We start from the raw sequence: 20588 nt of genomic DNA on the forward strand, positions 1-20588 counted from the left end.
TCAAATTGTTATATGGGAAATTTAAATATGAAAATTCATAAAAAACTAAATTTTATAATTACATTATTTTTTTTGATTGCTTTACTCCCGGCATGTACTTCATTCAAACCAAAAAATGATTTAACCCCACCCGTAAAAACAGTCGATAAAACTGCTGTTGATAGTAATACTTATATTATAGGTGCGGAAGATGTCCTTGATATCTTTGTCTGGAGGGAAGAATCTTTGACAAAATCCGTTACTGTCAGGATGGATGGGAAAATATCATTACCTCTTACAGACGATATCCAGGCCGCAGGTCTTACACCTTTACAACTTAAAGAAGTTATAACAACCAAGCTTAAAAACTTCATTGGAAACCCGACAATCTCTGTAACAGTAACTCAGGCAAACAGTTATAAAGTATATGTCACCGGCCAGGTAAAAAATCCAGGGGTTTTCAAACTTCGCAGTGAGACTTCCTTTTTGCAACTAATAGTCATGATAGGAGGTTTTACCGACTGGGCAGATCAGAAAAATATTGAGATTATAAGAAAAGAAAACGGAATGGAAAAAAGAATTCCGATAAATTATGAGAAAATTATTGAAGGAAAAGAGCCTGATATTGCAATTAAAAACGGAGACGCAGTGATTGTGCCATGAAGAAAATATTTTTGACGATATATTTTTATAATTTATCACATAAGATGTGTGTTCTGCCAATTAAGCCCCTGATGCTTTTTGTACTGATTATATTTGCACCGGTGGTTGCTTTTTCTGCCGACACATTTTCACAAGACAGGTTTCATCCTTATATTTCTGTAGAAGAAGAGTATAATGACAACCTTGATCTTACATCAAACAATAAAAAAAAAGATTTTATTACTACAATCAAGCCCGGTCTGAAATATTCAAATATGGATACATTTTCTGGGATAGACCTTGATTATAATGCCGGTTTTGTGTTTTACGGGCAACATGAGAATTTAAACTATATTAGCCACAATGCTTCATTAAATGCCAAATATCTTACAAAAGAGCATTTCAATTTCTTTCTAAAAGACTCTTTCATCCGTTCGGATGATCCAAGAGAAAGGGAATACTTTACACCCGCGGAGGAAAACAAGTTTGTTCTTTCCACTGAAACACAAAGAGAAAAATACTGGCGGAATGTTTTATCACCTACTGTAGAATACCAGTTCGGACCACAAAACCGGATCGGAGTCAATTATCGAAACAATATATACAGGATAGACAGCTCTAATCCGGATGACAGCCAGGAAGATTTTGTTAATCCTTTTTTTTCATGGAAGCTTGATCAGAAAAATGACATCTATTTAGATTATGGTTATACTATCGGAAATTTTGAAAGCTCTGCAGATTTTACAAGCCATAAAGCAACTATGCGTTACACAAACCATTTTGGTCCAAAATCGTCGGTTTTTGGAGAATACAATTTTTCAACGCGAAACTTTGATCCTCCAAGTGTTGATTACGATATCCATCAACCATTTATTGGCGTATCTTATTCCTTCAACCCAAATTTTGATGCAAGCGCCCAGATAGGATATTTTGTTAAAGATCCGGAAACCGGTTCACGTACAGACGGTATGAGTTATAAAGCCGGGATAACTAACCGGAATGTAAAAACTTCATATGTACTAAGCTTGCAGGGCGGATATAATGAAGATTATTTTACTTCAGAAAATCTGGGATTCAGCCGATATCACAGATTAACAGGATCCATAACACATTCACTTGCTATGAGAACTTCTCTTGGCTTATATGGAAATGTTGAGCGATCCACGTTTGATACCGGCAAGAAAGACTGGATATGGGGTACAGGTTGTAATCTGTCACACAAACCTTTGAAATGGCTGACATTATATCTGGACATATCGCACAAAAACAAAGATTCCAACATATCTACAGATGATTACACTGAAAACAGGGGAATTTTTAAAATCACTGCAACGTACTAATAAAAATACAACAAACCATAGAGCCGGAAATAAAAACCATGATTAATTCAGCACGTTCTTACAGCATCATTGATTATGTTGAAATATTGAAAAGAAGAATCTGGTATTTTATTATTCCTTTTTTTATCATACTGCCAGGCACTATACTTTATGCCGTCTATGCACCCAGAATATATAAAGCGTCAACGCTTGTTCTTGTTTCACCGCAAAAGGTTCCGGAAGCATTTGTTCAATCCACTGTAACATCACACATCGAAGAGCGTTTACAGTCTATTTCAAAAGAGGTAATGAGCAGGACCCGACTGGAACAGGTAATGGATGAATTTAAGTTATACCGTGAAGAAAGCAAAAAACTTTCAAAGGAACAACTTGTTGGGTTGATGCAAAAAAATATCACAGTCGAACTTCCTTCCAGAAAAGAAGAAAAAACATTTTTTACCATAGCATATACCGGCATAAATCCGGAAATTGTCGCTACCGTTGCCAACAGATTAACATCTCTTTTCATTGAAGAGAATCTCAAGCTAAGAGAGCAGCAGGCAACCGGAACAACGGAATTTTTGACAGCTGAACTTGCTTCTTCAAAAAAAAGGCTGGAAGAACTGGAAATGATAGTCAGCCGGTATAAAAAACGATATATGGGCGAATTGCCGGAGCAACTTGACACCAGCTTGAAAATTCTGGAGCAGCTTCAAAACCAGTACCAGAGAATAGGAGAAAATCTTAACGCAGCCCAGGACCGGAAATTATTTATTCAGAAGCAGATCTCAGATTTTGAATCGCCGGCTACAGCCTCGGAAACCGGAACAATCGGACTAAAAGATAATGCCCTGGCCGGACCTTTGTCTGCTTCTGCCAACAGACTGGCACCAGCTCAATCCAGAGCAAAAAGCAAAAGTTCATATGAGTTGCAAAAAGATGAATTGACAAAACTTTTAGATGAATTAACATCCCAATACACTGAAAATCATCCTGACGTAATTACAACAAAGAAAAAGCTGGCCGATCTTGAATCCAAACATGAATCTGATGAAGAAACGGTTCAAGAGTCATACGATCTGAAAAAAGACCCTCGCTACATAGAATTAAACAAGCAGCTTCAGATGATAGATCTTGAGATAAAACAATATCAGTCCGAAATAACCGGCATATCAAAACAAATAACTATCTACAGAACAAGGATTGAAAATATACCATCACGCGAGCAGGAAATGGCTTCGCTTATGCGGGAATACAGCAAAACAAAAGAAAATTATGAGACCTTGTTCAAAAAGAGCCAGGAAGCTCAGCAAGCGGAGAATCTGGAGTTTAAACAAAAAGGAGAACAATTTAAGATAATTGATCCAGCCCGTATTCCGGAAAAACCATTCTCCCCGGATATTAAAAAAGTTCTTCTCATCGGTTTTGCTCTTTGTATAGGATGTAGCATCGGACTAGCCGTTTTACGTGAACAGATGGATACATCTTTCCACGATGCGGAAGATGTTGAGCTGGTTCTTGGTCTGAGGGTAATCGCCACCATACCAAGTATTGAGAAAGAAGCAGCCTGAAAATGTATAAAAAGTATTATGGTTTAATTAACAAACCTTTTGAAATAACACCTGATCCTGGATTTTTCTTTTTTAGTGAGAAACATAAAGAAGCACTTGCTCATCTTAAATATGCAGTAAAGGAAGGAAAAGGGTTCAGCCTCATTACAGGAGAAGTAGGTACAGGGAAAACCACTCTCGTGCACATGCTTTTAAGTAATTTAGGTCCGAATGTTCGTACCGCTAATATTTTTAATCCTATAATGTCACCCGGTGATTTTATCACTTATGTTTGTATTGATCTTGGAATAAAAACAACTACTGATAAATCACGCGGGCATAATCTAATGTTGCTTTATAATTTTCTTCTGGATTGTTTTAATAAAAAGCAATTGGTTTTTTTGATAATCGATGAAGCCCAGTGCATGAACCCAAAAATCCTGGAAGAAGTCAGATTATTAACAAATTTTGAAACTTCAAAAAATAAGTTGCTCCATATAATTCTTCTGGGACAACCTGAATTAAACGAAACTATAGCCGACACCCGATTCAGAGCCTTAAAACAAAGAATTACCGTTCGTTATAACTTGAGCGAATTTAATTTTAGTGAAACAAAAGAGTATATACAATACAGACTTAAAAAAGCGGGAGGCCGTAATCTTTCTTTATTCGACAAAAACTCCATAAAAGAAATATATAAATATTCAAAAGGTACCCCCCGTTTGATAAATACCGTATGTGATAATGCTCTTATCATTGGATTTTCACGTAATTTAAGACGTATCGGGAAACCGGTTATTTTAGAAGCCATCAGAGATCTGGAAGGATTGCAGAAAAATAAGAAAAAATTAATTTTGCCCGTAATCTTTTTTGTTATTTTAATTCTTATGTGCACAACGGTTACCATATTTATAATTTATCCGGATTTTTTTGATAAAATTATTAATTTTTAAAGGATTGTTATGGGAAAAATATTTGAAGCGCTGCAAAAAGCAGAAGAAGAAAATATTCAGGCATCTACAGCGGAAACTATCGAATCCTCACCAGTTAACACTGTTTTTGACGACAAGCTAGTTTGCTATTTCCAGTCCGGTTCAATTGTTTCGGAACAGTTTAAAAAACTTAGAACATATCTTTTAATGCCTGCGCTTGGTGAAAAACCCAAAACAATTCTTATAACGAGCGCTTTTAGCGGGGAAGGCAAAAGCCTGATTGCAATAAACCTTGCTATTACAATCGCTATGGAATTCCACAGCCACGCCCTTTTATTAGACTGCGATCTCAGGAATCCCTCACTTTCAAGGTGGTTTGGCGTCGATAAAGCTAAAGGTTTATCGGATTATCTGCTGGGATATGCAGATTTACCGGATCTTATAATGAAAACTGGTATTGATAAGCTTAATATTCTTACCGGAGGCAGCAGCCAGGAAAATCCTGTTGAAATGATCGGTTCGAAAAAGATGGAAAGCCTCATTGACGAGTTGAAATCCCGCTATAGCGACCGGCATATTATACTTGATTCTTCCCCCGTGCTTGCAACAACAGAACCGCATGTACTTTACAAATTAGTTGACTGTATTATTCTTGTAATAAGGGCTGGCATAACACCAAGAGGGCCCATTCAACAGGCCATTAAGTTTCTTGGAAAAGACAAAATTATCGGCGTTGTTTTAAATGATATGAATTTTAAATCAGCTGCGCTTCGATCCCGGTATTTTGGGACCTCACAGTACTATCCATATCATGGGAATGTTAAAAAAGATAAATCCAAAAGTTTTGGTCGTAAAATTAGCTCAAAGTTTAATAATAAATGAGAAAAATGAATAGTTGTCATTTTTCAAGATTTCATACCCTGTATTATAAAAATTTTAACGCTTAAAATGTGATATTTGTCACAGACATAATTATTGTTAAATGTTATATAATTTATTATAATAACAATAAGAATTATAATTATATATAATACTATACATATTAAGGGCTTATCCAAACTCTTTAAACATGACGAAATAAAAACATTTCGGTTATGATTGAAAAGTCTTTTTTATATAAGTATAAATATCGAACTACCGGTTATGAAACAATTGCCTTATAACCAAGGAGAATAGTAATGAATTTTGAATCAAACCAGGAAGCTATGGATACATTAAACTTATCTGTAAAAAAATTTACAAAATTTCTTCATGATACATCTAAGGCGGTTACAGAACCTTTTTCCGAAGTAAGCCATATGTTTTTTGACATGACTCAGTTTCTCTATATGCTTAAGATAGAAAGAAAAAGAACAGAGCGATCAAACAAACCGTTCATTCTCATGCTGCTTGATATCTCAGAACTACAAACCAAAAAAGATAAGGATTCTGCTGAAAAAATGAAACAAGTTCTTATTTCCTGTTTAAGAGAAACTGATATTAGTGGCTGGTATGAAACAAATAAGATTATGGGCGCAATATTTACGGAAATAAATTCAATAGACGAAACTTCGATGGAAAGTATACTTAGAAAAGTATATGACAGTATCAATATCGCAATAGATGTAGTACTGGCAAAAAAAATTAAAATATCAGTCCATGCTTTCCCGGAGGCAAATGGCGATTCGAAGATTAATGGCGGATTGTTTAATACAACTCTTTATCCCGACCTTTCAAAACAGAGCATTTCAAAACAGGCAAAATCAATTTTAAAAATGATAATGGATTTTACAGGTAGTTTGTTTGCCCTTTTTTTTCTTGCTCCTGTTTTTTTTATTATTGCATTAGCCATAAAACTGACATCAAAAGGTCCGGTTTTTTTCAAGCAGGAAAGAATGGGATTAAACGGCAAGAAATTCTCCTTCTTAAAATTCAGATCAATGTATGAAAACAGTGATAGTCAATGCCATAAAGAATATATTGAAAAATTTATCGGGCAGGGTGATTCCGATCCAAATACTCCTGGGGTATATAAGTTATGTAATGATACACGAATTACACCACTAGGTAATTTCATTAGAAAAACAAGCCTTGATGAACTTCCTCAATTTATTAATGTGCTAAAAGGAGAAATGTCGCTTGTTGGACCGCGCCCTCCCATCCCTTATGAATGTGAGCTTTACGATATCTGGCACAAACGCAGATTGCTTTCCGCCAAACCAGGTATTACCGGGTTATGGCAGGTTACAGGAAGAAGCAAAACCACTTTTGATGAAATGGTTCGTCTTGATCTGAAATATATTAATAACTGGTCGTTGTGGCTTGATATTAAACTTCTTCTGAAAACCCCGCTTGTAATTCTCACCGGTGAGGGAGCACATTAACCATAAACCGGGCAGGAGCAATCAAGGTTTGGGATTCGAGGATCAAAAAAAGAATAATCAAATATTATACATACCGCCTGAATACGAATCCATGATACAACCTACCCATTTATAAAAGGAATATTTTATGATTCACGTTGGTGTAATTGGCTATGGCTACTGGGGCCCCAACCTTGTCAGAAACTTCAGCACTGCCGATGGTTCGGAAGTTTCTATCGTATGTGATACAAACAGCCAGTCTCTTAAGAAAGCACTCAAGAGACACCCCGGAATTAATACAACTACAGATTATAAAGAAGTAATTAAAGATCCAGGTATTGATGCAGTTGTAATAGCTACTCCTGTATTCACACATTATGAACTTGCAAAAATGGCTCTTGAAGAAGGTAAAAATGTATTTATTGAAAAACCCTTCACATACTCCAGCAATGAGGCCCAGGATCTGGTCGAAATAGCTTTAAAGAAAAATCTTAAAATTATGGTGGACCACACATTTCTTTATACAGGTGCAGTAAGGAGGATAAAGCAGCTTGTTGATGATAAAGTGCTGGGAAATCTTTACTACTATGACTCAACCAGGGTCAATCTGGGTCTCTTCCAACATGATGTTAATGTGGTATGGGATCTCGCTCCGCATGATATTTCCATAATGCTGTATGTATTAGGTGAAAAACCGCAGGCTGTAATTGCCACAGGGGCAGAACACTTTGATCGAGGTCTGGAAGATGTTGCATACCTTACATTTTACTTTTCCAATAATTTAATAGCACATATCAATGTAAACTGGCTCTCTCCCATAAAGATGCGAACAACACTAATCGGGGGCCAGAAAAAAATGCTTGTCTGGAATGATCTTGAACCTGATGAAAAGATAAAAATCTACGATAAAGGTGTCCAGGTAAAAACAAAAGAAGGACAATATAACCTGCTGGTATCCTATCGTTCGGGAGACATGTGGGCACCTAAGATTGATCATACTGAAGCACTTCAACTCACTGTCGATAGTTTTATAAATTATTTAAATGGCGGCGGTAAAGTTGAAAATGATGGTGTTGCAGGGTATGAGGTGGTAAGAATGCTTGAAGCATCTACTGAATCACTCAAAAACAAAGGGAAATTAGTGCAGTTATGAATTATCTCTGTATTGCCGATAATGTAATACTTGGAAATGATGTCACACTTTCAAAATTTATCAACCTTTATGGATGCACTATAGGCGATAATACAAAGATTGGTGCATTTGTGGAAGTACAGAAGAATGCTTTTATAGGAAAGAACTGCAAAATATCAAGCCATTCTTTTATCTGTGAAGGAGTAACCATAGAAGACGAAGTGTTCATAGGCCACAATGTAACTTTTATTAATGATAAAAAGCCACGGGCCACCACTAAAGATGGTAACTTACAGACTGAGTCCGATTGGAAGGTTGAGCCAACTCTTGTAAAAAGAGGAGCTTCTATAGGTTCTAGCAGCACAATTCTCTCCGAGATTACGATCGGAGAATATGCTATTATAGGTGCCGGAAGCGTTGTTACAAAAGATGTGCCACCGAATGCTGTTGTTGCCGGGAATCCGGCTAAAATACTCAAAAAAAAGGTTTGAGGTATAATTAATTATGAAAATACCGTTTCTTGATCTGAAATCTCAATATCTTTCAATTAAAAATGAAGTCGACTATGCAATAAAGCAAGTCATTGATAACTGCGCATTTGCGGGTGGGCCTTTTGTTGAACGCTTCGAAAAAGCCTTTGCGCCTTACTGCCAATGCAAAGAAGCCATTGGTGTGGGCAGCGGAACAGATGCCTTATGGATTGCCTTGATAGCCCTTGGGATAGGAGATGGTGACGAGGTTATTACAGTACCTGCTTCTTTTATTGCCACAGCCGAAGCTATCAGTTTTAGCGGAGCAAAACCGGTTTTTGTAGATGTCGATAAAGCTACCTGCAATATGAATCCCAAGCTTATTGAAGCAGCAATTACATCTAAGACAAAAGCCATTATCCCGGTTCATCTTTTCGGACAAATGGCCGATATGGACCCTATTACAAAAATAGCAAAAAAACATAATCTTTTTGTAATCGAAGATGCTTGCCAGGCTCATGGGGCGGAATATAAGGGGAAACGTGCAGGATCAATAGGGGATGCCGGATGTTTCAGTTTTTATCCCGGCAAAAACCTTGGTGCATATGGTGAAGCCGGAGCAGTTGTTACAAATAATATCGAATTAGCGGAAAAAATGCGCATCTTTCGTGATCACGGACAGTCAAAAAAATATTTTCATAAAATGATAGGCTGGAACGGACGCATGGACGGAATACAGGGCGCCATACTTGAAGTAAAGCTTAAATATCTTTCGGCATGGAATGATGCCAGGAGAAAAAATGCAGGAATTTACAAAGAATTGTTTGAAGATACAGAGCACATTTTACTTCCTGTTGAAACATCACAAACAAAACATGTGTATCACATATATGCAATAAGAACCAAAAGGAGGGATACGCTTATAGAGTATCTTACAAAAGCCGGTATATCATGCGGAATTCACTATCCGGTTCCAATACATCTTCAGGATGCATATAAGACTATGGAACTTGAAAAAGGCAGTTTTCCTGTAGCGGAAAAATGTGCGGATGAGCTTGTTTCACTTCCCATGTTTCCTGAATTGACCCAGGAGCAGATTGAATATGTAGCGCATGAAATAAAACGGTTTGCGATTGGCAGTTAGCGTTTATCGTTTAGCTGTAAGCCGTATAGCGAAGAGTGGAAACTAATTTTAAATGAAAACCGAGAACCGGAGACTGTAAACCGTGGCTTCTGCTTTTCAGATTTTGGATCCTGAAAGCTATGAAAAATGGGATGATGAGATTTCTATGCTCCATAATTGCTCTGTTTTTCATTCGATTGCCTGGTTAAAAGTTTTATCCGATTCCTATAATTATATACCATGTTATTTTGCAGCTTATAATAAAGATAAATTAGCATCTATAGTTCCGATGATGGATATAAAAAGTACTATAACCGGACGCAGGGGAGTTTCTCTGCCGTTTACCGATTATTGTGATCCACTTATTTCAAAAGATATAAAATTTCAGGATATATTTGATCAGATTATAAAATATGCTAAAAAGCATAACTGGAAGTATATAGAACTAAGAAGTGGCGACAAGTATTTGCCCAATGCAGTTGTTTCGTCCGGTTTTTTTGGACACCGTATTAATCTTTTACGCAAAGAAAATGAAATTTATAAACTTTTAAAAAATACTTTCAAAAGAAATATTAAAAAAGCAGATACAAGTGGCGTAAGCATTAATTTTTTCTCTACCATTGAAGCTGTGAAAGAGTTTTACAGACTTAATTGCATAACGAGAAAAAGGCATGGTCTTCCTCCTCAGCCGTATCGTTTTTTTAAAAATATATATAAACATATTGTATCAAAAGAGCTTGGGATTGTGGCTCTTGCATCTTATAATGAAAAATATATTGCAGGGGCTGTTTTCCTTCATTTTGGCGAAGAAGCTATTTACAAGTTTGGCGCCTCGGATATAAAGTATCAGAATCTGAGGCCAAATAACCTTGTCATGTGGGAAGCCATTAAATGGTATGCCAAAAAAGGTTATAAAAGTCTTTGTCTTGGCAGAACTGAGATAGAAAACCACGGCCTAAGGCAGTTTAAGCTGGGAATGGGTGCAGAAGAATATATAATCAAGTATTACCGGTATGATATTAAAAACGGTTCATTTGTGAAGGAGCCGGAAAAAGTCAGCCCGTTTCAGACTAAAGTTTTTGGTAAAATGCCCATATTTGCGCTTAAGACCATTGGAACGCTTTACTACAGGCATGCCGGATAATTTATAGCTTAAGTTTATAGCAATCAATGCCGATTTTACTGTTTGGCAGTTATTATTAATAGATAATGTAACTGAGGGGGCGGAGCTGTATAAATCGGTTGACGGTTGACAGTTAACGGTAGACCGTAAACTGACAACTGCTTTTATCCGTCAACCATGAACTGTGAACTGTAAACCGCTTTTACCCGTCAACCGTGAACTGTGAACTGTGAACCGCTTTTAACCGTGAACCGTGAACTGTAAACCGCTTTTAACTGATTAAGGAACAAAATTCTATGGCTGTTAAAAAAACTATCAAGAAACCTAAAAAAATTGTTGATAACAAAGAAGTCTCAGTTTCTCCTGGCGGTGAAGTCTTCTCTATCCCCGGCCCTGCGGATTATAAAAAAGAATTCACCCATTTAAAAGCTCTTGTTGCCGGTCAGCGAAAAATGAACCGTGAAATAGTTGTTGTAATGGGAGTTGGTTTTGTCGGTGCAGTTATGGCAGGTGTAGTTGCCGATTCGATTGACAAAATCAGCGGCAAACCCGGCAAATTTGTAATCGGTATGCAGCGCCCTTCTTCTCGCTCGTTCTGGAAAATACCATATATGAACCGGGGAATAGCTCCTGTAGAAGCTGAAGATCCCGAAGTTGCTCCTCTTATTGCCCGCTGCGTAAAAGAGAAAAAAACCCTCATTGCTACTTTCACTTATGACGCTCTTAGTCTGGCCGATGTGGTTGTTGTGGATGTTCAGTGCGATTATTTCAAGGAAACTTTTGGAAACTGTCGAGAAGGTCATGCTGAAATAGCCGCTTTAGAAGATAGCCTTAAGATTATAGGCGAAAGAATCAATCCGGATTGTCTGGTTCTTATTGAAACCACGGTTCCTCCGGGAACAACTGAATATGTAGCCTACCCTTTAATGAAAAAGGCTTTCGAAAACCGGGGTATCCAGTCCGATCCCCTGCTTTCTCATTCTTATGAAAGAGTCATGCCGGGGCGTGATTATGTGGCATCCATCCGTGATTTCTGGAGGGTATGCAGCGGAATAAACGATGCTTCACGCAAACGAGTCGAGAAATTTCTTACCGAAATATTAAACGTTGATGAATTTCCTCTTACTGTTTTAGACCGTCCCATAGAGAGTGAAACCTGTAAAATAGTAGAAAACTCTTATCGGGCAACCATACTGGCGTTTCTGAACGAATGGAGTCTTTTTGCCGAAAGAAATGGTGTAGATCTTATAAAGGTTATCAAAGCCATCAAGATTCGCCCGACTCATAGCAATATTATATTTCCGGGTCCCGGCATAGGCGGCTATTGCCTTCCAAAAGACGGCGGGTTGGGTGTATGGTCTTATCATACTCTTATGGGCTTCGACGATGATATTTTTAAAATCACACCGCTTGCAATAGATATCAATGATACCCGTTCTCTTCATGCCGCAGAGCTTGTCCGCGACGCTTTAAGGAATATGAGTAAAATAGTGGCGGCTTCCAAAGTTGCTGTTTTAGGAGCTTCCTACAGAGAAGATGTCGGAGATACCCGCTATAGCGGTTCGGAAATACTGGTTCGCAAACTCAGTGAGATGGGCGCAGAAATATGTGTTCACGATCCTTATGTAAAACACTGGTGGGAGCTTGAAAAACAAGATACCTACCCTGCCCCCGGTCATTCATGGGCACGTTTTTTCAGAAACCAAGACAAACTAACTGAAACACACATAGAGCCAAACCTTAAAAAAGTCCTTAAGGGAGTAGATGCCCTGGTGCTGGCAGTCCGCCATCAGGCTTATCTCAAACTTGATCCGGACGAGGTTGTCAAAATGGTCGGCCGACCAGTAGCTGTCATTGATTGCTTCGGAATTCTGGAAGATAAGCAAATACAACGTTATTTTGAACTGGATTGCGAAGTAAAAGGATTGGGCAGAGGGCATATGAAAAGAATAAAAGATAGGGTAAAACGGTTACCGGTTGACGGTTGACAGTTATCAGTTCTCGATATCCATCAACTCTAAACCGTTTCTCCGTGACTCTGTGTTCTCTGTGAGAGATTAATTTGCAGTAAAAATATTCAGCCACCGACCAACGCAAACAAACACAGAAAGAGATTTGATTAACATTCAAATAAAACTTACCTGCGATAGCAGCATGTCAGCCTTTTAAGAATTTTTCCTCTCAAAAAATTCTTAAAAAAACTCTGTGACTCTGTGCTCTCTGTGAGAGATAAAATAACCATTAAATAACCGTAAACTGTATTAAGGAAAATTAAATGAATATAACTGTTGCTGGAACCGGATATGTTGGCCTTGTTACAGGAACCGGGTTTGCAAATTTAGGCAACAATGTAATCTGTTTTGATATAGATCAAAAGAAAGTAGACACTCTTGCAAAAGGAGAGCTTACTATATATGAACCGGGCCTTGAAGAGATTTTTAAAAGAAATATTAAAACCGGACGGCTGATCTTTACATCAGATCCCCAAAAAGCTGTAAAAGAATCCAAAATCATTTTAATCTGTGTAGGTACTCCTTGCAATCATATACAGGAAGCCGATTTAACTTCGGTTGAAAACGTTGCAAAGCAGATCGGTAAGTTTATGAACGGCTATAAGGTAGTTGTAAATAAAAGCACGGTGCCTGTAGGAACTGCCGAATTTGTCAGAAATATTATAAAATCAAACCGGAAAAAAAAGATCGAGTTTGATGTGGTTTCAAATCCGGAATTTTTAAGAGAAGGCGCTGCTATAAAGGATTTTGAAAATCCGGACAGAATCATTATCGGAACAGACAGCAAAAAAGCCGAAAAAGTAATGGTTTCACTTTACCGGTCTGTTGCAAGAACCGGAAGGCCTATAATGCTTACCGATATAAAGAGTGCCGAAATAATTAAATACGCTGGTAATGCAATGCTTGCAACAAGGATAAGTTTTATGAACCAACTGTCTTTTTTATGCGATAAAACCGGCGCAAATATCAGGGATGTTTCCAAAGGTCTGGGGCTTGACAGCAGAATCGGCCCGCGTTTTCTTCATGCAGGCATAGGCTATGGTGGAAGTTGCTTTCCCAAGGACGTAAAAGCTCTTATATCTACTTTAAAAAAACATGAATGCGATTCTGATCTTTTTGAAGCAGTTGACAAAATAAATGAAAAGCAAAAAAGCGTACCGGTAGAAAAACTCAAATCTATTATGAAATTGAAAGGCGCTGCAATTGCTGTCTGGGGACTTTCATTCAAGCCCAAAACAGACGATATAAGAGACGCTCCATCACTTAAAATAATCGGTGAGCTTCAAACACTTGGGGCAACAATTCATGCCTATGACCCAATTGCAATGGAAAACGCCGGGAAAATTTTGAAAAAAGTCATATTCTATGAAAATCCTTATGATGCATCTAAAACCTGTGATGCTCTTATTGTTGCAACCGAATGGGATGAATTCAGAAATATTGATATGAAAACAGTAAAATCGCTTATGAAAAAACCTGTAATTGTTGACGGAAGAAATATATACGACCGGGATGAACTGACAAAACTTGGTTTCACATATTTAGGAATCGGAAGATAGAGTGAATGCAAATAAATACTGGAGGCCGTTTATGGAACGAGTAATCAAAATACATATTGAAAAGCTCCCGGAGGGTATATATTTAGGAACTTCAGATGATATTCAGGGCCTTGTTGCCCAAGGGCGGACAATAAGTGAAACAATCGAAATTGCCAGAGACATTGCACGGCGACTACTCGAAGCAGAGATAGAAAGGCATGGCTCTACGCCGGCAAGCGAAATACCTGAAAAATTTGATTATCCGTTAGTTATAGGAATTTAAATGGGAAGGCTTTCCGTATTTCGGTATCGAGAGATTATCAAAAGGTTGAAGAGATTTGGCTTTACTTTCGATCGCCAGGCTGCCGGGAGCCATGAAATTTGGTATAATTCATCAACCGGAAGGTATACGACAGTTCCAAATCATCCGGGAGACATGCCTGAAGGGACATTGCGCGCAATTTTAAAACAAGCCGGAATAGATATAGATGGATTTGTCGGTAAATTATGATAGTTTTAAAGTATTGTTTACCTCTCGATTCGAAAATGCAAGATCCAACACTTAAAACAATATGTCAGCTTTTTTAAGAATTTCTCACTCAAAAAATTCTTAAAAATAACTCTGTGACTCTGTGCTCTCTGTGAGAGATAAAATAGCCATTAAATACCGATAGCCGTAAACCTTTCTTGGATGGATATCAGGAGGGATATAATGGAAAATATAATAAAAGCGGAAATTTACAATGACGGCGAATACTACTGTGGAAAATGTATTGATTTTGACATTTTCACTCAGGGAAAAACTCTTGATGAACTTGTTCAAAATTTAAAAGAAGCTATACAGCTTCATTTTGAAGATAACCCGGATAGCCTATCCAAATTTATTCCTAATCCAACACTAAACGATATTCTGAATAAAGTTGCTCTCTGGAACCAGAAAACTAAGAGAGAGCTTATAGAAATGCTGCGCAAATACTGATTATAATCTCTCGCAGAGCCAGCGGAGATCACAAAGATAAAAACCCAAATATAATACCTTCTACCTTGGGCCTTGAACCTAAAACCTGATTATAGGTGTCAGTCTTTAAAGAATTTTACTCTCAAAAATTCTTTAAAATAACTCTGAGACTCTGTGCTCTCTGTGAGAGATTAATTTTCAGTAAATATATTCAGCCGCAGACAAACGCAGAAAGAGATTTGGTGAACGTTCAATTATAAGACAACTTACCTGCGATAGCAGTATGTCAGCATTTTAAGATTTTTTCCTCTCAAAAAATTCTTTAAAATAACTCTGTGACTCCGTGCTCTCTGTGAGAGATAAAAATATGAGGTGATGCTATGCTCCAAAAACCATTATTCGTTAGGGCTGAATGGGACGAAGATGTCCGTGTATGGGTTGCTACCAGTGACGATGTTCCCGGCCTCGCAACAGAGGAGGAAAATTTAGAGGCACTTATTGAAAAATTAAAGATATTGATTCCGGAACTTCTTGATGCAAATGGCATAAAACGAGGATATGAAGTCCCTTTCGAAATCCTAACAAGAAGATTTGAAACTGCTCAACAAGCAGAAGTCAATATATATCCGTCTGTTGGCCTTGAATACATAGAATTATTAGCCGCCGACCAACGCAGACAAAAACTAACTTTATAATATCTGCGAACGTCCGCGTTTGTCTGCGGCTAATATGAAATTAAATTTTTCCTCTCAAAGAATCAGTAATAAATACTCTGAGACTCTGTGCTCTCTGTGAGAGATAAAACAGCCATTAAATAACCGTAAACCACTTTTATCATGATCAAAAACAAACCTATAAAGCATAATATTTACGAACTGATTCCAAGGGCTGAAACTTATTTTAAAAATAGAAAAGATGTTCTGTTTGCATATCTTTTCGGCAGCTTTGCTTCAATGACAATAACACCGTTAAGTGATTTGGATATTGCTGTATATCTGAGCGGCAAATATCTTTCCCCAAAAAGGTTGCAAATACTGGGAGATTTAACAGACATTTTCAAAACCGATGAAATTGATCTTGTGATTTTAAACACGGCGCCACTTACGCTTCGTATGAAAATTTTAAAGAACAAAAAAATCCTTGCCGACAATGATCCATTTTTTCGTCATTCTTATGAATCCGTAACCATGAGAACTTATTTCGATTTTTCAATTCTCGAAAAGCGCATACTTAATAGGCGGTTTTTAAGTGGTTGACAATATACTAATTCTAAAGAAAATGTCCGAACTTGAGCAATACCTGGCACAATTAAATGAGTTTTCCGGAATATCAATTTCAAAAACCTTAATGACTTTACCGAATTTAAAAATGCAATAATTCGATATTTAAAAAGTACTGAGGATTAGCCGATAGTTTTTAGCCGCCGACCGACGCAGACAAACACAGACTATAATATCTACGAACATCCACGTTTGTCTGCGGCTACTATTCTTAAAAAAACTCTGAGACTCTGAGAACTCTGCGAGAGACAAAAAAAATATCTCACAGAGCCCGCGGAGATCACAAAGACTTTTCAGAACTGAAGATAAATTCGAAAATATACCCTTCAGTTACATAAAACCAAAAGAATTTATCCGGTTTGCTGACGACTTTGATACACCACTTAAAAACTTTAATGAGTGTCTATAATGCTTATGAAAAATCTACCAATTTTATCGTTATCTGTTATTAACCTTGCACCTGCCTGCGATAGCAGCATGTCAGCATTTTAAGAATTTTTCCTCTCAAAAAATTCTTAAAAAAAACTCTGTGACTCTGTGTTCTCTGTGAGAGATAAAATAGCCATTAAATACCGATAGCCGTAAACCGTTTTTATCCGTCAACTGTAAACCATTCAATAATTCTTAAAAAAACTTTGTGACTCTGAGAACTCTGTGAGAGATTAATTAGAAATAAAAATGTTCAGCCGCAGACCCGTAAAGACTCTATAATATCTGCGAACGTCCACGCTTGTCCGCGGCAAATATGAAGTTAAAGTTTTTCCCCTGCCCCGCTAAATCCCAAAGTACTATTAAACTTGGGGCAAAAATTCTTAAACAAACTCTGAACTCTCTGCCAGAGATAAAAGGAGGATATATGGATATTATGTTTGATCGAATAGCCATTGATCCACAAGTCTTGAACGGGCAGCCATGTCTGCGTAATTTGCGACTGACTGTTAGAAGAGTTGTGGAAGCTGTCGCGTTATATCCTGACTGGAAGGATCTCCATACTGAATACCCTGAACTTGAAAAAGAAGATATTTATCAGGCCCTGGCTTTTGCAGCAAGAAATCTTGACAGCCAAATTATTCCACTGGTGGCAGCTTGAGCCGGATTTTGCTTGATCAGGGTCTCCCCCGAACGGCAGCAAATATTCTGCGTGATAAAGGATGGGATATATTACACACAGGTGATATAGGACTTAGCCGAGCTTCCGATTAGGAAATATTGGTTTATGCCAGATTTGAAAAAAGAGTGATCATTACTTTAGATGCCGATTTTCATGCGCTTCTGGCAGTGCAAAATGCAAAATCGCTTTCCGTGATCCGAATTCGGTATGAAGGGCTAAAAGGTCAGGAATTAGCAAACTTAATTGAGACAATATGGCCAAGAATTCAGATGCAGTTGGAGTCAGGGGCAATGGTAACAGTAACAAGTAAATCAATCAGAGTCAGAAAAATTCCAATAATAGATACTGATGCGTTATAAGTTGCGCTGGTTCTCTGTATTCTCTGTGAAAAACAAGTAAAAGTATATGGGGGGTTGTAACGGGAAATCAATGCATGGTAATCTGGGCCACACCGGCAAAGTCTGATATATACAAAATAAAATTCACGATTCCCCTTGAGCGGATTCGCATTATTGATTCTTCCTCTCAAAGAATCAATAATAAACACTCTGAGACTCTGTGTTCTCTGTGAGAGATTAATTTGCAGTAAATATATTCAGCCGCCGACCGACGCAAGCAAACGCAGAAAGAGATTTGATTAATGTTCAAATAAAACTTACCTGCGATGGTACAAACAAACTTACTACTGTTGAAAATATGAAAGACGACATAAACCGCATATTGGAAGGCAAAAACAAGCCCGGCGAAATTCCTGAACTCTGGGATGGCCGTACAAGCGAAAGAATCCTGAAAATATTAGTTGACCCAAAATAGTGCTCTCGCAGAGGACACAGAGATCACAAAGGAGATGTTTAAGATATGAATGCTTTAAATGAACTGACTCCTGTAGAAGTAAGAAGAGCAGGTTGGGAAGCCCTTAGAGAAAAATTAGGTCCCGCCGGTGCTTTAAAATTCATTCTGGACTATGATCGCGGTGAAGGCAATTATACCGAATTGCGAAAAAAAATATTCAAGGGAAAAACGGTTAAAGATATTATTAAGGATATGAAAAGTGGCGGATATGCATGAAAGAAGATTATCCGTTCCTTGATGAAGATGATATCCGTTCAGCACTTTTATATGCAGCAAAATCTTTAGCCCATGAAGAAGTCTATGCAGCTTAGTGGGAATTGTCTTTAACCGTCAATTATTTATCCGTGACTCTGTGCTCTCCGTGAGAGACAAAAATAATATCTCGCAGAGCACACGGAGGTCACAAAGATAATTCAGAATTTTTAACAAAGAAATTCTGATTACTGATTCTTCCTCTCAAAGAATCAGTAATAAAACTCTGAGCCTCTGTGCACCCTGTGAGAGATAAAAACAGTTCATGACTTGATAAGCTTATGAGTTCGTGAGCAAACAATATGGTATCAGACTTCGCTATTCGATTCTGCGACAGCAGCAGTCAGCTTTATAAGAATTTTCCTCTCAAAAATTCTTTAAAAAACTCTGTGACTCTGCAAGAGATAACAACAATATTATACGATTAGCAAAAGGTTTAAGTTGCATAATCCTGAAAAAACTATAGAATATGTTATAAGAATTGGGCTGGCTGACAGATATCGTCATTTGCATATTCAGCAGAGTGGAAAGATTATCTTTTTCCGAGTTCAATATGAAACAAAAAGAGGCGATGATTGGTTCCCTGTTGTAAGATATGATACCGCACATGGGTTCGCTCATAGAGATCTGCTGAATATTCATGGCAATATTAGGAAAACACCTTTGTTTAATCAAAATTACAACGATGCTCTTTCGTTTGCGGAAAGTGATTTAAAAACCAATTGGCTTTTCTACAAACAAGCTTTTATGGAGGGATCCGGAAATGAATAATGAATACGAATTAATCGAAAAAAATATTGAATTAAGCGCTGAATTCAGCCGCTATTTATTTGAACACCCTGAGCTGAGCAGCAGGATACCACCGGATTCGGAATTAGTCCTTGTGCCGGAATTTGATATAGAATTAAGAGAGTTCAATTTATCATTGGGAAAGAAAATTGAATCTGAAGGAGTCAAAGTGACATATATTATCATCAGGAATATTCATCCCAAAACTTATTCGCGATTGACGGATGTGGAACTAAAAATAGCTACAACATGTTGATTCTGTGCTCTGCACCTTTTTTCCAACCTTTTCTGCAATAGCAACATATTTGCTTTTTAAAGAATTTTCCTCTCAAAAATTCTTTAAAAAAACTCTGTGACTCTGTGCTCTCTGTGAGAGACAAAAATAATATCTCACAGAGCCCACAGAGATCACAAAGATAAATAATACATATAGTTCATAAGTTGATAAGTAAGCTTCCTGCGAAGCAGTATGTCAGGTTTTAAAGAATTTTTCCTCTCAAAAAATTCTTAAAAAAACCCTGTGACTCTGAGTACTCTGTGAGAGACAAAAAATATCTCGCAGAATCTACTGAAATAACAAAGATTTTTCATAGAGTAAAACACTAAGCAAAATTATTGTTACATTTTTTATAATCATAATATGGAAATTAAGAAAAAAGAGCTGATAACATACTGGGTAAATAGTTCCGATAACGATTTCAAGGCAATGATACATTTGTTTGACAAAGGTGACTATACATGGTCATGAAGGAATTTAGAAAATGGATAAAAGAAAAGCTCCTGAAATAGCGATTAACTATATCGATTTTCTAAGAAAAATAGATCCGAATATTAAAAAAGCTTACCTTTTCGGTTCTTATGCAAAAGGGAATGCTATCAAAAACAGTGATATTGACCTGGCCATAGTATTTGAAAATCTTTCCGACACCTTCGATATGCAAGTTCTTTTAATGAAGCTTAGAAGAAAGTTCGATAATAAAATCGAGCCACATGCTTTCAGAGATTCCGATTTTAATACTTCTAATCCTTTGGCTAATGAGATCCTTAGCCCGACATTCGCGAAGAAGAATAAATCAAATTATATTTAAAAAAAACAATTGATTAAATTCAGCCAGTTATAAACTTTGCCAGTAATTGGTCAAGTTTGCATGCCACATAACCCACTTAAATTATTGAGCCTGAAA

Annotated in this window: 22 protein-coding genes and 2 pseudogenes; all 24 read left to right on the plus strand. The window is 37.3% G+C overall.

The features are described 5' to 3' along the window. Positions 1-27 precede the first annotated feature (27 nt). The 24 genes and pseudogenes from KKC46_06455 to KKC46_06570 all read left to right on the plus strand — a co-directional run bounded on the left by KKC46_06455 (position 28) and on the right by KKC46_06570 (position 20492). Positions 28-642 (plus strand): polysaccharide export protein, encoded by a 615-nt coding sequence (locus KKC46_06455; protein ID MBU1053456.1) that lies wholly within the window; start codon positions 28-30, stop codon positions 640-642. Then, positions 639-1961: an outer membrane beta-barrel protein gene (locus tag KKC46_06460; protein ID MBU1053457.1), complete on the plus strand. Its 1323-nt coding sequence runs from the start codon at positions 639-641 to the stop codon at positions 1959-1961. Before KKC46_06455 ends, KKC46_06460 begins: the two co-directional genes overlap by 4 nt. A gap of 38 nt (positions 1962-1999) precedes the next feature. Then, positions 2000-3511 (plus strand): hypothetical protein, encoded by a 1512-nt coding sequence (locus KKC46_06465; protein MBU1053458.1) that lies wholly within the window; start codon positions 2000-2002, stop codon positions 3509-3511. Between the two features lie 2 nt (positions 3512-3513). Further along, positions 3514-4443, plus strand: a complete 930-nt coding sequence (locus KKC46_06470) for an AAA family ATPase (protein ID MBU1053459.1) — start codon at positions 3514-3516, stop codon at positions 4441-4443. A 9-nt stretch (positions 4444-4452) separates the two neighbouring features. Next, a complete protein-coding gene (locus KKC46_06475; GenBank protein ID MBU1053460.1) occupies positions 4453-5304 on the plus strand; it encodes a polysaccharide biosynthesis tyrosine autokinase in 852 nt (283 codons plus the stop codon). A 296-nt stretch (positions 5305-5600) separates the two neighbouring features. Next, the gene (locus KKC46_06480; protein MBU1053461.1) at positions 5601-6785 is read left to right on the plus strand and encodes a sugar transferase; all 1185 of its coding nucleotides are present in this window, start codon (positions 5601-5603) and stop codon (positions 6783-6785) included. 127 nt (positions 6786-6912) lie between these two features. Continuing rightward, positions 6913-7917 (plus strand): Gfo/Idh/MocA family oxidoreductase, encoded by a 1005-nt coding sequence (locus KKC46_06485; protein MBU1053462.1) that lies wholly within the window; start codon positions 6913-6915, stop codon positions 7915-7917. Next, a complete protein-coding gene (locus KKC46_06490) occupies positions 7914-8387 on the plus strand; it encodes an N-acetyltransferase (protein ID MBU1053463.1) in 474 nt (157 codons plus the stop codon). Before KKC46_06485 ends, KKC46_06490 begins: the two co-directional genes overlap by 4 nt. A gap of 13 nt (positions 8388-8400) precedes the next feature. After that, positions 8401-9510 carry a DegT/DnrJ/EryC1/StrS family aminotransferase gene (locus tag KKC46_06495; GenBank protein MBU1053464.1) on the plus strand — a complete coding sequence of 370 codons (1110 nt, stop codon included), beginning with the start codon at positions 8401-8403 and terminating at the stop codon, positions 9508-9510. A gap of 82 nt (positions 9511-9592) precedes the next feature. Continuing rightward, positions 9593-10633 carry a GNAT family N-acetyltransferase gene (locus KKC46_06500; GenBank protein ID MBU1053465.1) on the plus strand — a complete coding sequence of 347 codons (1041 nt, stop codon included), beginning with the start codon at positions 9593-9595 and terminating at the stop codon, positions 10631-10633. Between the two features lie 275 nt (positions 10634-10908). Continuing rightward, positions 10909-12600 (plus strand): GDP-mannose dehydrogenase, encoded by a 1692-nt coding sequence (locus KKC46_06505; protein MBU1053466.1) that lies wholly within the window; start codon positions 10909-10911, stop codon positions 12598-12600. Between the two features lie 287 nt (positions 12601-12887). Continuing rightward, entirely contained in the window at positions 12888-14183 is a 1296-nt protein-coding gene (locus KKC46_06510; GenBank protein ID MBU1053467.1) for a UDP-glucose/GDP-mannose dehydrogenase family protein, read from the plus strand. Positions 14184-14214: 31 nt separating this feature from the next. Beyond that, the gene (locus KKC46_06515; GenBank protein MBU1053468.1) at positions 14215-14445 is read left to right on the plus strand and encodes a DUF1902 domain-containing protein; all 231 of its coding nucleotides are present in this window, start codon (positions 14215-14217) and stop codon (positions 14443-14445) included. Beyond that, positions 14446-14673: a type II toxin-antitoxin system HicA family toxin gene (locus KKC46_06520; protein ID MBU1053469.1), complete on the plus strand. Its 228-nt coding sequence runs from the start codon at positions 14446-14448 to the stop codon at positions 14671-14673. It abuts the gene before it with no gap. A gap of 201 nt (positions 14674-14874) precedes the next feature. Continuing rightward, positions 14875-15063, plus strand: a pseudogene (locus KKC46_06525) (type II toxin-antitoxin system HicB family antitoxin). Between the two features lie 437 nt (positions 15064-15500). Next, positions 15501-15815, plus strand: coding sequence for a DUF1902 domain-containing protein (locus KKC46_06530; GenBank protein MBU1053470.1), 315 nt, complete (start codon positions 15501-15503; stop codon positions 15813-15815). Positions 15816-15956: 141 nt separating this feature from the next. Next, entirely contained in the window at positions 15957-16376 is a 420-nt protein-coding gene (locus tag KKC46_06535; GenBank protein ID MBU1053471.1) for a nucleotidyltransferase domain-containing protein, read from the plus strand. An 880-nt stretch (positions 16377-17256) separates the two neighbouring features. After that, positions 17257-17490 (plus strand): DUF433 domain-containing protein, encoded by a 234-nt coding sequence (locus KKC46_06540; GenBank protein MBU1053472.1) that lies wholly within the window; start codon positions 17257-17259, stop codon positions 17488-17490. Next, positions 17487-17870, plus strand: a pseudogene (locus KKC46_06545) (DUF5615 family PIN-like protein). The gene KKC46_06540 and the pseudogene KKC46_06545 overlap by 4 nt, the downstream one beginning before the upstream one ends. 274 nt (positions 17871-18144) lie before the next feature. Then, the gene (locus tag KKC46_06550) at positions 18145-18324 is read left to right on the plus strand and encodes a hypothetical protein (protein MBU1053473.1); all 180 of its coding nucleotides are present in this window, start codon (positions 18145-18147) and stop codon (positions 18322-18324) included. Between the two features lie 45 nt (positions 18325-18369). Beyond that, positions 18370-18579 carry a hypothetical protein gene (locus tag KKC46_06555; protein ID MBU1053474.1) on the plus strand — a complete coding sequence of 70 codons (210 nt, stop codon included), beginning with the start codon at positions 18370-18372 and terminating at the stop codon, positions 18577-18579. A 477-nt stretch (positions 18580-19056) separates the two neighbouring features. Then, the gene (locus tag KKC46_06560) at positions 19057-19386 is read left to right on the plus strand and encodes a hypothetical protein (protein ID MBU1053475.1); all 330 of its coding nucleotides are present in this window, start codon (positions 19057-19059) and stop codon (positions 19384-19386) included. Beyond that, positions 19379-19660, plus strand: coding sequence for a hypothetical protein (locus KKC46_06565; protein ID MBU1053476.1), 282 nt, complete (start codon positions 19379-19381; stop codon positions 19658-19660). Before KKC46_06560 ends, KKC46_06565 begins: the two co-directional genes overlap by 8 nt. Positions 19661-20165: 505 nt before the next feature. Beyond that, positions 20166-20492 (plus strand): nucleotidyltransferase domain-containing protein, encoded by a 327-nt coding sequence (locus tag KKC46_06570; protein ID MBU1053477.1) that lies wholly within the window; start codon positions 20166-20168, stop codon positions 20490-20492. Positions 20493-20588: the final 96 nt, after the last annotated feature.

It is taken from the genome of Pseudomonadota bacterium, from assembly GCA_018817425.1.
Lineage (GTDB): Bacteria > Desulfobacterota > Desulfobacteria > Desulfobacterales > RPRI01 > RPRI01.